10 protein-coding genes are annotated in these 12,112 nt (G+C 74.5%); 2 read left to right on the top strand and 8 right to left on the bottom strand.

The window, feature by feature from the left end; genetic code table 11:
• Positions 1 to 231: 231 nt before the first annotated feature.
• Positions 232 to 2,106, top strand: coding sequence for a hypothetical protein (locus tag MLV88_RS05395; protein ID WP_242335175.1), 1,875 nt, complete (start codon positions 232 to 234; stop codon positions 2,104 to 2,106).
• A gap of 90 nt (positions 2,107 to 2,196) precedes the next feature.
• On the opposite strand, the gene MLV88_RS05390 is transcribed toward MLV88_RS05395, so the two are convergent.
• The 6 genes from MLV88_RS05390 to MLV88_RS05365 form a co-directional block, all read right to left on the bottom strand.
• Positions 2,197 to 3,432 carry a DNA glycosylase AlkZ-like family protein gene (locus MLV88_RS05390; protein ID WP_242354921.1) on the bottom strand — a complete coding sequence of 412 codons (1,236 nt, stop codon included), beginning with the start codon at positions 3,430 to 3,432 and terminating at the stop codon, positions 2,197 to 2,199.
• A 10-nt stretch (positions 3,433 to 3,442) separates the two neighbouring features.
• Positions 3,443 to 3,796 (bottom strand): DUF2277 domain-containing protein, encoded by a 354-nt coding sequence (locus tag MLV88_RS05385; RefSeq protein WP_242354923.1) that lies wholly within the window; start codon positions 3,794 to 3,796, stop codon positions 3,443 to 3,445.
• Between the two features lie 79 nt (positions 3,797 to 3,875).
• On the bottom strand, positions 3,876 to 4,535 hold the full coding sequence (locus tag MLV88_RS05380; protein WP_242335184.1) for a hypothetical protein: 660 nt from the start codon (positions 4,533 to 4,535) through the stop codon (positions 3,876 to 3,878).
• A gap of 126 nt (positions 4,536 to 4,661) precedes the next feature.
• Complete coding sequence (locus MLV88_RS05375) at positions 4,662 to 5,678, bottom strand: hypothetical protein (protein ID WP_242371002.1); 1,017 nt, start codon at positions 5,676 to 5,678, stop codon at positions 4,662 to 4,664.
• Positions 5,675 to 6,346: a hypothetical protein gene (locus MLV88_RS05370; RefSeq protein ID WP_242371000.1), complete on the bottom strand. Its 672-nt coding sequence runs from the start codon at positions 6,344 to 6,346 to the stop codon at positions 5,675 to 5,677. The genes MLV88_RS05375 and MLV88_RS05370 overlap by 4 nt, the downstream gene beginning before the upstream one ends.
• The gene (locus tag MLV88_RS05365; RefSeq protein WP_242370998.1) at positions 6,343 to 7,206 is read right to left on the bottom strand and encodes a phosphate/phosphite/phosphonate ABC transporter substrate-binding protein; all 864 of its coding nucleotides are present in this window, start codon (positions 7,204 to 7,206) and stop codon (positions 6,343 to 6,345) included. The genes MLV88_RS05370 and MLV88_RS05365 overlap by 4 nt, the downstream gene beginning before the upstream one ends.
• Positions 7,207 to 7,345: 139 nt before the next feature.
• Between MLV88_RS05365 and MLV88_RS05360 the strand changes: the two genes are divergently transcribed.
• A complete protein-coding gene (locus MLV88_RS05360; RefSeq protein WP_242370996.1) occupies positions 7,346 to 9,661 on the top strand; it encodes an efflux RND transporter permease subunit in 2,316 nt (771 codons plus the stop codon).
• Here MLV88_RS05360 and MLV88_RS05355 read toward each other — a convergent pair.
• Together MLV88_RS05355 and MLV88_RS05350 are read right to left on the bottom strand one after the other, a co-directional pair.
• Complete coding sequence (locus MLV88_RS05355; protein ID WP_242354933.1) at positions 9,622 to 10,767, bottom strand: glycosyltransferase; 1,146 nt, start codon at positions 10,765 to 10,767, stop codon at positions 9,622 to 9,624. The genes MLV88_RS05360 and MLV88_RS05355 overlap by 40 nt on opposite strands.
• Positions 10,768 to 11,105: 338 nt before the next feature.
• The gene (locus tag MLV88_RS05350) at positions 11,106 to 11,954 is read right to left on the bottom strand and encodes a transposase (RefSeq protein ID WP_308197546.1); all 849 of its coding nucleotides are present in this window, start codon (positions 11,952 to 11,954) and stop codon (positions 11,106 to 11,108) included.
• Positions 11,955 to 12,112: the final 158 nt, after the last annotated feature.

Raw genomic sequence — 12,112 nt, 5'->3', positions numbered from 1 at the left:
CGGTGACAAAGCAAGCGATCGTTGGAACGTCAAGGACCCGGGCTGCGGCGCTCTGCTCCGATGGCGCACAGCGGGAGCGGCACCGAGCGTGCACGGCCCGCCCCTCCGCGATGTGTGCCGAGGAACACATCGAGTCCGGGCGCGCCGAGGCCCTAGAGTTCCGGAGTGCTTCGGCGAGGTGGAGTGGCCGGCTCGACGCCGGGATCGTGGAGGTCCCTGCTCGGTTCACCCGTGGTCCTCGTGCTGCTCTGCGGCTGCCTCGCCGAGCCGCCGCCTCCTCCGGGCGCGCCCCCGCCGCAGCCGCAGCCGGTGGAGCCCAGCCCACCGCTCGCGGCTGCCGACACGCCGCCCGCGTGCGATTCCCCGCTCCCGGTCCTCGAGGCGGGTCGCGAGGTGGGGCGCGTCTGCGCGGAGGACGCGCGGCGCGAGGGCCTCACGGTGGTGGATCTGTCCGACGGCTGGGTGCCGCTCGTGTTCCGGGATCCCGAGAACCTGGTGCAGCTGCCCCAGCCGTACCGCGCGACCTACGCCGCCCTGGCGAACGAGGAGTTCCCGTCCGGACCCGACGGGGAGCGCGCGCGCCGCGACGCGTTCCTCGAGCTCTACGGGATCTTCCCGAGCTTCCAGGTGCTCTCGGCGCGGCTCCTCGACGAGGAGCGTCACCTGTGTCACGCGGCGGTGGACGCGACGCCGCTCCACGCGCTCGCGACGTCTCCGCGGCCGTCCTCGCAGGACGGCGCTCCCTCCGCCGCGGTGAGGAGCGCGCTCGCCGCGCTCGAGGAGCGGCTCCAGTGCGAGCGGCTCCTGCCCGGCGCGCAGCGGACGCCGCGCTGGCGGCTGCAGGAGGCGCTCGAGGCCTACCAGCGCAAGCACGCCATCGTCTCGCGCGGCACGCTCGATCCCGAGACCCGCCGGGCGCTCGCGGAGGACAGCCGGGAGCTGGACTTCCGCGCGCTCCTGCGGTCCCTGCGCGCGCGCGTGGTCGACGCCTCCGGCCTCATCGAGGACGGCAGCGCGGCGGCGGCGCGCGGCACCGTCCTGGGCCGGCGCATCGACGGGGACGCGTTCCACGCCACCGATCGGTACGAGGCGCTGGAGGATGGGGCGCCGGACCTCGTGTCTCCCGCGACGGAGGCGGCTGCGCAGGCGCTGGGGTGGACCGATCCCGGCGCGGCCGCCGCGTTCTTCCGCGTGCGAGGCGTCGGCGCCACCCGCCAGCTCGCGGTGGCCCTGCGGCTCCCGCCGGTCCCCGCGTACCACGCCGAGCACATGGAGCTCCGGGCGGAGATCGACCGCGGGGACGTCTGGTACGAGCTCCCGACGTGGCGCGGGCGGATCTCGCACCGGCCCACGCTCACGCTCTACGCGCGCACCAGCGACGGAGAGGAGCTCGCGCTCGTGCGCTGGCCGACCACCATCGGCGGATGGAAGAAGGAGGTGGGGCCGCGTGGACGGGTGGGCCTCCGGTACAAGAACTCCGACGTCGGCAAGCGGCTGTGGCGGTTCGTCGTCGCGTCGCCGGCGTGGCTGCCGCCGCCGCAGACGCCGGCCCGCGCGCTCGTGCACCGGGCGTACGGCACGAAGCGCTGGCTGCCCGAGACGGACCTCCTCGGGCCCGGCTACGCGTCGGCCTACGGGCTCGTGATGCTCCCGCACCTCCGGCCGGTGGAGTCCGAGGGCGCCACGCTCTGGTACGACAACGGCATCCGCACCCACGGCTCGGTGAGCTACCAGTCGATCCTGGGCAGCGAGAGCCACGGCTGTCACCGGCTGTTCAACCACTCCGCGGTGCAGCTCGCGTCCTTCCTGCTGCAGCACCGCGACCACGTCCGCCACGGCCTCGTCGCCCAGCCCTTCGTGCACGAGTTCACCTGGCGCGGCATGAAGCTCAGGCAGCCCATCCCGCACCGCGGCTACCGCTACGAGCTGACGCCTCCCGTCGAGGTGGAGGTGCTCGAGGGGACGGTGCGCGGCAAGATCCGGCGGGTGCCGCAGCGCCTCGTCAGCCTGACGCGGCCGAGGCCGAAGGCGCAGGTGCCGCCGGGGCCCGCCGCGCCCGTGGACCCCGTGGACCCCGTCGAGCCGCCGGCGTCCACGTTCCATTGAGGCCGAGGGCCGCTCGGGGACCGCGAGCCGACCATGCGCGCGGGGGGCGGAGCGGCTCGCGCTGCGCCCCCGCCCCGTCGCCGCCGCTCGTCAGGGTCGGTTCACGCGGATGCGCCGCGGCAGGAGCACGCGCTCCACGCCGCACGCCGCCGCGTGCCGCTCGAGGCAGGCGAGGAGCGCGGGCCGATCGAGGTCGCCGCCTGCCTCCGCCCAGACCGCGCGGATCCGGAGCGCGCCCTTCTCGACGGCGCCGTCGAGGCGCCCGACGAGCGCGTCGCCGCGGAGGAGCGGGCACACGTACCAGCCGAAGCGGCGCAGGTGGGCCGGCCGGTAGACCTCCCAGCTGTAGTCGAAGCCGAACGCGGCGCGGACGAGCGCGCGATCCCAGATGAGCGGGTCGAGCGGACCGAGCAGCCTGAGCCTGCCGTCGGGGCTCGGGTGCCTTCGCCCCGCGAAGCCGCGCGGCGCGAGGTAGGTGCGCGTCGAGCCGACCACCTGGACCTCCTCGACGGCGCCCTCGGCGAGGAGCGCCTCGTGGATCCCTGCCCGGCGGGCAGGATCCAGCATCGACCACGTCGCGCCCCCGGCGCGCGAGAGGAGCCCGGCGGCCTCGACGCGCTCGAGGAGCGCCCAGCGGCGGAAGGCCTCGACCCGCTCCTCGGTGGGTCGCCCCGGCGGGTGGACGCGGGTGCGGGCCGCAGCCGGCAGCGCGCGGTCGGGCACGTCGTAGAGCTTGCCGCGCGGACCACGCCCGCTGACGACGACCTCGCAGCGCGTCTGCAGCACCTCGAGCGCCATCTTCGCGGCGCGCGGCGTGCCCCGCCAGCCGCTCCAGTCGAGCGGCTCGACGCGGCCGTGGTCGGCGAGGTCGTCCGCGGCGATCGGCCCGCGCTCCCGGACCTCGTCGAGCACCTTCTGGACCACGCCCGCGGGCAGGCGGCGCAGCCGCTCGGCGTGCGACCACCACGGCGCCTCGATGGCGAGCTCCGCCCGATACCAGGAGAACGACGCCGCCGGCAGCAGGCAGCGCTCCTTCGCGAAGTGCTCGAAGGCGTGGCCGGGGAGGAGGTGCCGGTAGACGTCGCCCCTGGCGATCCCGTCCACGCGGGCGAGGGCCACGAGGTCGGCGTTCGTGCCCAGCGGATCGAGCGGATCGAGCTGGATGCAGCGGAGCCGGGCGAGGAGCGCGCGAACCCCCGCCGGACCCGGCGGCAGCTCGGGCGCGGCGAGGGCGTGGTGGCCGACGAGGAACGCACGCGCCTCGGCCGGCGTGAGCGCCGTCGCCTTGGATCGCGGGCGAGCGCGCCGGAGCGCGGGGGCGGGCATGCCGCTCGTCTTATCGCCTGGGCTTGCGGGCGGCCAGCCCGGCGACGGCCCCGCGCGTCGCAGCCTCCTGTCCTCCCTGGGCGGGCGCCGCGCGAAGCCGGTCCTCGCGCCGCGCGCCACGGGCGATCGCCCGCTCCCGCTCGCGCTCGCGGGTCCTCACGGCCGTCCGAGCCTGGAGCGAGCCGAGGAGTCGCTCCGTGCTCGCGGCGATCTCGCTCACCGCCCGCTCGAACGCCGGGGCATCTGCCGCCGAGGGCTCGCGGAGTCCGCTCACCTTGCGCACGTACTGCAGCGCCGCGGCGCGAATCTCCTCAGCCGTCGTGGGCGGCTCGAAGTGGTAGAGGACGCGGATGTTGCGGCACATGGGTCCCTCCCAGGCTCGCCCTTTCGTAATCCCGGGCCGGGGAGGGTTCACGTCTTCCGTGAGCGGCGACTGGACCGCGCTAAGGCATGCAGATCGGGGGCGCCGTGCAGAGCGCCTGGGCGGTCGCGAGCATGCAGATGTCCGGACCTTGCCCGGGACAGACGGGCGCCGAGAAGTCGCCCTGGAGCGAGCTCCCGTCCTCGAAGGTGAGGGAGACGTGTCCGGTGACGGCCGAGCCGGTGATCTGGTCGAGCCGGAGCGTGCCGCCCTGCACCGACGGGCTGGGGGTGCCCGCGCAGGTCGGGGCCGCGCCCGTCGCGAGGGACTCGGCGAAGGTGACCGTGAGCCGTCCGGTGCCGTCCGGGACGGCCGTCGTGGCGCTCCCGTAGACCGTGTACGTCCCCGCCGCGAGCGTGGGCTCCGCGCCCGACGGATCGAGCTTCGCGAAGAGGAGGGTGACGTTCTGTGCGCCCGCGTGGAGCCTGCACTGGCTCGTCGCGTAGTCGCCGCAGGCGTCGGCGTAGGACGCGAAGTCGAGGGCGAGCGCCCGGACGCCGACCTGGCCGAGCACCGGCACCGTGCACGGTGTGGTGCCGGTCCCGGCCGGGATCGCCCTCACCTCGCGGGGCGTGAAGGAGCGCCCGCCGACGGTGCCCGAGAGGCCGCCGCCGCCACCACCGTCGCTGGAGCTGCCGCCGCACGCCAGCAAGAACGCCGAGACGAGGAAGAGCCTCCGCATGGATTCACCTCTCGTGCACGAGCACGTCACGCCGGGATCCGGCGCACCGCTGCAATGTACGGGCTGCCGCGGCAGCCGGCAGGGCTCACGGGAGGTGTACGGGCAGCCGGCGGTGCCGGCGGGCACTCACGGGAGGCCGAGGCATTCGGCCACGGAGGGCGACGGAGGCGTCTCCGGGCTGACCCGCGCGGAGCCGCCCCCCTCGATCGAGACGACGTACACCCCTCCGCTGGCGCTCCCGTTCGAGATCTGGACGGCATCGGCGGGGTTCCCTGCGCCGCCGTAGTCGATGGAGCCAGTGACGGGCGTGGCGGCGGAGCCGTCCGGCGAGCGTGGCTGGAGGACGAACGTGAGCACGCCCGACATGTGCCCGTCTCCGCCCGAGTTGGCGTCGGTGACCTGCGGGCCGTCCACCCGGGCACCGCCGAGGTCCTCGAACGCCGAATAGAGGATCGTGGTCGTGTTGTGCGTGAAGCCGCTCTGGGACACGCGGAGGTTGCCGGCGACCGTCCCGACGTAGGTCTCGGCCCGCTGGTACTGCGTCATCCCCGGACCGCCGAAGCCGATGATGCGGATCTCGGAGCTGCGGATGCCGAGGTTCGCGATCTGGAACGCGCAGGCGGCGTCCCGCGCCGTCGCCGTGCCGAGGCGCGCCAGCGCGGCGCCGAAGGCGGCGTAGGTCCCGGCGAGCGCGGCGTCGCCGGCGAGCACGAGCCGGCCGCCGTCCCGGATGACGGTGAGCTGGAGGGTGCGCCGCTCGTCGGTGCGCCAGGAGCCGCGCCGGCTGAGGAGCGAGGTGGTGCGCTCGTCCGGGAGCGTGTACTCCCGCTCGACCCGCAGCGTCGCGCGCCCCTCGCTCCCGGTCTCCGCCCACGTCCCCTGGAGCGTGCTCGCCGAGGTGCCGGCCGAGATCGGCATCTGCATCGAGGTGAACGCGAACGGGGTGGAGCCGTCGCTCGAGGAGGTGCCCACGAGGAGGACGCGGACCTCCGCCCCGTCGGCGGCGATCCAGGTGTCCCCGGCGACGCGCGCGGTGACGTCGAGCTTCTGCGCGACCTCCGCGTAGGGGCCGCAGGCGCCGAGGGCGAGAGCGACCAGGGCCGCCGCAGGGGCGGGACCGCGACGGCGCGCGCGCGCGCTCACCGCGCGACTCCCAGGCCGAGGAGGAAGCCCGTGCTGAAAGTGAATCCGTGCGCCAGGTCGTCCGCCCGCAACGGATCGTACAGGTCGTACGCGAGCGCGCAGTAGGCGCCCACCGTGATGGGCTGCGAGAAGCCGTGGTCGCCCCGTCTCCACCGCAGGATCGCCCCTCCGCCCACGCCGAGCGGCAGGGCCGAGAAGTCGCGATAGCCCGGCTTGCCCGGGAGGTACACCAGCGTCCCGTGCAGCCCGGGGCCCGCCTCCGCCTCCAGATCGGAACGCACCGACCAGCGCCACTGCCAGCCGACGAGGAAATCCCCTCCCGACCGGCGGCGGTAATAGTCACCGGTCGCGTACACGCGCCCGTCCTGGCGCGCCTGGAGCGGGAGGAGCGCGAACAGGTGGACGAAGGGACCGTTGACGCCGAGCGACCCGAGGTAGCCGACGCTCCCCGAGAGGAAGGTGTACTGGCTGCCTTCCTCGCTGAAGAAGGTCGTCGCGTGGGGGCCGGCGGCGAGCGCGTGGCGGGATCCGTCGTGAGCGCCGAGGGGATCGTCGGCCTCGCGGCCGGCGCCCGGCGCTGCCTCCGCGGCGGGAGCGGCGACAGGGGCGGCGGCGCCGAGCGCTCCGGCCAGCGCGAGGGCGAGCGTGCCGCGCGCGCCGCCCCTCACCGCGGCGCCTCCGCATACGCCCGTCGGGCCGCGGAGAGCGCGGTCGCATCCACCGCCTCGAAGCGCGACATCCGGATGCCGGCGAGCGCCTCGGCGCCCGCGGCGTCCGACGGGAGCGCCTGGAGCGCGGCGCGGAGCTTCGCCCACTGCGCCGGCGGCATGCGCCGGTCCACCGTCGCGACGATCCCCACCGGGAGCGACGGCGAGCGCGCGACCACCTCCAGCTCCGACGCGAGCGGGAGGTTCGGGAGCGCCGCCGCCTGGGCGCCGTCGAGGAGGACGGCGACCGGCTCACCCGCCGCCGCGCGCCGCAGCGCCGACAGCACCGCGGTCGACTGGACGATCCGCACGCTCGCCGGCAGCCGGCCCCACGCGCCGAGCGCAGGCCCGCGGACGAACCCGGGCGAGAACCCGGCGGAGGACAGGATCGTGTAGCCCTCGAGCGCCGCGGCCGTCGCGCCGCGTCCCTTCTTGAGGACGAGGCTCCAGCGCTCGAGCCCCGCGCTTCCCTGCGGCACCGGCTGGAGCTCTGCCCGAAGCGCGAGCGCCTTCTCGTGCTTCAGGAAGAACGGCAGGGAGACGACGGCGGTGGCGGCGTCCGGTGCGCGAAGGCGGGCGAGGCCGGCGTCCTCCAGCGGCTCGTAGGTCGCGCCGAGCGCGCCGGCCGGGAGCCCCGCCTTCGCCGCCGCGGCCGCGGCGAAGGCGTCCATCGCGCCCTGCGCCTCCAGCGTCGTGCCAGGCGACCCCGGCGCGCAGAAGACGATCTTCGACGGCGCCGCCGCCGCCGCGACCGCGGTCGCGCATGCGATCGAGGCCGCGAGCGCCGCCGCCCGTACGTACCGGTGACGTCCGAGGCTCACCCCGTGAACCTAGCGCACCTGCCCGGGGCGAGCCGGGGCCCAAGAGTATCCTCGGTCGTTCCGTCCGGGTCCGCTATGGATGCGAGATGCGCCGCGCCCTCCGGCTGACCAGGCGTTCACTGTACGTGGCGGCGAGCCGATGAGCCCACGGCTGCTCCGCGTGTTCACCCGGATCGTGGCGCTGCGCGCGCCGATCCTCGCCGCGTACGCGCTCCTCGCCGCGGTGGCCGTGGCGCTCGCGGTCGGCATCCGCTCCGACGCGGGCATCTCCGGGCTCATCGTCCCCTCGGATCCCGACTACGTCGCGACCCGCCAGTTCGAGGCGATCTTCCCCGAGCGCCCGATCGTGCTCCTCCTCCTCGAGGCGGACGATCCCTGGCGCCCCGAGGTGCTCGCGGAGACCCTGGCGCTCGAGGACGCGCTCCGCGCGATCCCCGGGGTGACGCCGGTCTCCGCGCTCGACGTCTACCGCCGCGCCCACCCGGGCTTCGCTCCGACCCCGGCCGGGACCGCGGCGTTCCGCGCGTTCGCGACGGGGACCTCGTTCTTCCGCCGTCAGGGGCTCGTCGGCGACGGGTTCCAGGGCCTGGCGGTGGCGCTCGACGCGGCCGACCCGGCGCGGCGCGACGCGCTCCTCGCCGCGGTGGACGCCGCCGTCGATCGCGCGCCGCGCGACGCGGCCGTGCGGGGCGTCCGCCGGGTCGGCGCGCCGTGGGTGGAGGCGTGGATCGAGCAGGCCTCGCGCGAGGCGTCGCTCCGGTGGTTCCCGGTGTTCGGCCTGTTCGTCGTCGCCCTCGTGCTGTTCCTCTACCGCTCGTGGCGGACGCTCGTCGCCGTCGTCGTGGCCCTCGGGACCGCCGTGGCCCTCGCGGTCGCGGCGGGGAGGCTCCTCGGCTTCACGTTCACGGTGGTCTCGGCGCTCGTCCCGCTCACGGTGATGGTGACCACCCTCGCGAACCTGGTCTACGTCCAGTCGCGGTTCGTCGATCAGCCCGAGGACGTGGACGTCGACGCGCACCAGCTCTTCGCCCTCGCGAACAAGTTCCTGCCCGTCACCGCCTCCACCCTCGCGGCGGTGCTGGGCTTCGCCGCGCTCGCCGTCTCGAGGATCCGTCCCATCCGCGAGATGGGCCTGTGGACCGCCACCGGCCTGGCCCTCTCGTGGGTGACGGTGTTCACGCTCTTCCCCGCGCTGCAGAAGGCGCTCCGGACGCCCACCGGCCGCGCCGCCCCGGTCCGCAGCCGCCTCTACGATCGGCTCGCGGGGGCCCTCCCGTTCTTCACCTGGCGGCTGCGCTGGGTGCTCGTGCCGGGAGCGCTCGCGCTCGCGGCGATCGGGCTCGTGGCGATCACCGGCGTCCCGGGGCGGCTCGCGCCGATGCGGGTGGGCGTGGACTCCCTCGACTACGTGGACGCCTCGCTCCCCATCCACCGGGACATCGTCTACTACCGCGACCACGTCGGCGGGCTGAACGTCGCGCGGGTCTGGGTGCGCACCCGCGGCGCGGTGACCGATCCCGAGGTGCTGCACGCCCTCGACCGCTTCGCCTCGGCGGCCGAGCGCGAGCGGGACGTCACGTCCGTCGTCGGCCCCACCACCTTCCTGCGGATGCGCCGCTACCTCGCGTCCGGGGACGATACGCTCCCCGCGGACCCCCAGGCGTTCGCGGCGCTCGCCGGGGACGTCGAGCAGCTCCTGCTCGCGGAGCCGGAGCTCCGCGCGTTCATCGACGCCGGCTCGCTCTCGAACGCCCAGCTCACGGTGGTGTTCCGCGGCACGGAGGAGCGCGACTTCCGCGCGCTCGAGGCCGCGCTCGCCGCCGACTGGACGCGGGCGGCCGGCGGGACGCCGGCCCTCGAGGGCGCGTCGATGCGCGTCGTGGGCGAGTCCTTGCTGCAGGCGAAGGTGGGGGCGAGCCTCGTGCCCACGCTCGCGGAGAGCTTCGCGATCACGGCCGCGCTCATCTTCGTGGTGTTCCTGTTCGTGTTCCGCAGCGCCGCGGCGCGGCTCATGGCGATGATCCCCTCGGTCTTCGCGATCCTCGTCACGTTCCTGGGGATGCGCCTCACGGGCACGCCGCTCAACGTGGCGACCATCCTCATCGCGACCACGGTGCTCGGGACGACGGAGAACGACCAGATCCACTTCTTCCACCACCTGCACGAGGGCGAAGGGGAGGGTGGGCTCGACGGCGCGCTCCGCCACGCGCTGCGGGTGTCGGGGCGGCCCATCGCGTTCGCGACGCTCATCAACGCGGCCGGCTTCCTGGGCCTCTCGTTCTCGAGCTTCCCGCCCATCCGGCAGTTCGGGGTGGTGACCGCGGCGGCGTTCCTGCTCGCGATGCTCGCGGACTTCAGCGCGCTCCCCGCCGCGCTCTGGCTCGCGCGGCGCGAGCGCCCTCGGACCGGGTCCGCTCAGCCCGCCACGGCGCTCCCGCGCGCCACGCGCAGGTAGAGCGCCTCCAGCCGGCGCACCGAGTCCTCGAACCGGAAGCCTGCGGCGAGCGCGAGGCACCGCGCGCGCGCCTCGCGCAGGCGCTCCGGCGCGTCGAGGAGCAGGTCGAGCCGGCGCGCGAGGTCGGACGGGTCGCCCGGCTCGAACAGGAACTCCTCCGAGACGGCGAACTGGCGGGCGGCGCTGTGCGGGGCTCGCGCGACGAGGGCAGGCGTCCCGCACGCGAGCGCCTCGAGGACCGCCATCCCCTCGAGCTCCACCTCCGACGCGTGGACGAGCAGGTCGGCGGTGACGAGGAGCCGGCGGAGCTCGTCCTCGCTCACGAACCCGACCTCGGCTGGGACGGGCAGCGTCGCCGCCCGGCGCCGGAGCGCCTCCTCCTCCGGGCCCCGGCCGGTGACGACGAGCTGGATGCGGTCCGCGTGACGAGAGCGCCGCACGCCCTCGACGGTGACGTCGAGCCGCTTCTCCCGCGCGAGCCGGCCCGAGGCGACGACGAGGAGCTTCCCGCGGTGGCGCTCGTGGCGCTCCATGGGCGTGGGCCCGAAGCCGGGCGGGATGCCGTTCGAGATCACCTCGGCGGGCGCGCGGAGCCCGTGGACGCGCAGCTCCTCGAGCGCGAAGGGGCTCGGGCACACCACCGCCGCCGAGCGGTCGAAGAGCCGGGAGAGGAAGAGCCGGTACGTCCAGTCGACGAGCCGCGCGGAGCGCAGGCCGACGTTGTAGAGGAGGTTCTCGGGCTGCACGTGGAAGGCGGAGACGAGCGGAGCGCCGACTGCGTTCGCGATCCCCGCGGCGCGGAGCCCGAGCCAGAAGGGGAACTGCACGTGGACCACGTCCACGCGCCGGAACAGCGCCTCGAGCGTCCGGCGGCGGGGGACCGCGAAGACGAAGCCGTTCTCCCGCATCAACCGGCCGACGAGCGGCAGGTAGAAGGCGGGGAGCGCCAGCGTGCCGTCGCCCTGGGCGCCCGCCGCGACGACGGTCACGTCGTGCCGCTCGCGGAGCGCCTCCACGAACCGCAACGCCGAGCGGACGCCGCCCGCGATGGCGGAATCGAAGGTGTCCGCCACGAAGGCGATGCGAAGGCGGCGGTAGGGCTGCATCCGACCGAGAGTAATCGCGAGTCCCGACCGCTGCGAGGCGCCCCGACCGGGGCCGAACGAGAGTCGAGAGTCGAGAATTGGTGACCGGGCCGACCGAGAGTAAGGGGGAAAGGGGAAAGGAGCGGCCGACCGAGAGTAGTCGAGCTTCGATCGCGCAGACTCGCGGGAGAACGCCACCTGAAGAGGTGTCCGCCGGGTCGCGCGTATCGTACGTACAGTGAATGGACGTGCGTCACGCGGAGCCGCCGGTCGACCTCAGCGCGAGCGAGGTCGTGCTCGAGCAGCGCCGGCGGGCCGGCGCACGAGAACAATCTGCCTGGAGCGGGTGCCTGGCCGGGTCAGGCAGGCGCTGCGCACCGGACTGCGTGCTCGATCCGAAGCTGATACGTCCCCGCAGGGAAGATGATGGTCGCGTCGCCCGCTCGTCGCGCTCGCCACGCGCTGCGATAGGCGCGCAGGAAATCGCCGAGGCGCGCGAGCGCCTCGATGCGCTTCCACCTGTCGCGTGCAGCTACCCGCGGATTGAGCTCGCGCCTGGGCTCGCCGGGAGCAGGGCGCGCGAACGGCGACTGCGCACGGACGCGCTTGCGCCCGAGAAAGCCGCGCGCACCTTCGCACTGTCGCGCGTCCTCGAGCTCTCGCAGCGCCACCGCGACGAGGGCCTGGAACTCCTCGGCCGACGCGAAGCCTGGGGGAGTGGTGAGGCGCAGCTCGGCCGATGCTGGCATGCCGCCGCTGGGGCTGAAGAAGACCTTCGGGCGGGGAGCGATGAGCTTCGCCGATCCGAGCTGCTCGGGAGCGGTCCAGAGCCCCGGCCACTCGCGACCGGTGGGAACGAGCCCCGCGGTGACGGGATTCGCGAGGACGTAGGCGGCCTTGCGCACGACGTCGCTCGGCGCGACGGGGGTGACGGCGCTGTACGAGTTCTCGGAGGACCAGAAGCCCTCCCATCTCCCGAGCGACGCGTTGACGGCGCGGGCGACGAGTGAGTCGAGATACTGCATGAAGGCGGGGAGCCGCGCTTCGGGGTCGGTGACGAGGAGGTGGTAGTGGTTCGAAAGCACGCAGAAGGCGTGGACCTCGACGCGGTGGATGCGCGCGGCGGCTGCGAGGACGTAGAGGAAGATCGCGTTCGTGACGTCGGATGGCCGCAGGAAGAAGCGCCGTTCCGAGCAACGACGAGTCACGAGGTAGGTGACTCCTGGCAAGATCTGGCGTGGAACCAGTCAAGACATCGCTGACACTTTGCTCGGGATCTTGGCTTGTCTCCCGCGCTGACGAATCCGCTGCTCGGTGTTTACCCAGGTGACAGGTGGCATCACCGTGTTCTGGGCGAGGGCGTGGT

The organism is Anaeromyxobacter soli, from assembly GCF_022808855.1.
GTDB lineage: Bacteria > Myxococcota > Myxococcia > Myxococcales > Anaeromyxobacteraceae > Anaeromyxobacter > Anaeromyxobacter soli.
Note: the sequence above shows the minus strand (reverse complement) of the source record. Positions and strands in the feature narration are given on the sequence as shown.

What these genes read in the sequence shown, in the direction of transcription:
- MLV88_RS05390 (WP_242354921.1), bottom strand. Translation starts at nt 3,432, where the DNA reads ATGCCCGCCCCCGCGCTCCGGCGCGCTCGCCCGCGATCCAAGGCGACG.
- MLV88_RS05385 (WP_242354923.1), bottom strand. Translation starts at nt 3,796, where the DNA reads ATGTGCCGCAACATCCGCGTCCTCTACCACTTCGAGCCGCCCACGACG.
- MLV88_RS05380 (WP_242335184.1), bottom strand. Translation starts at nt 4,535, where the DNA reads ATGCGGAGGCTCTTCCTCGTCTCGGCGTTCTTGCTGGCGTGCGGCGGC.
- MLV88_RS05360 (WP_242370996.1), top strand. Translation starts at nt 7,346, where the DNA reads ATGAGCCCACGGCTGCTCCGCGTGTTCACCCGGATCGTGGCGCTGCGC.
- MLV88_RS05355 (WP_242354933.1), bottom strand. Translation starts at nt 10,767, where the DNA reads ATGCAGCCCTACCGCCGCCTTCGCATCGCCTTCGTGGCGGACACCTTC.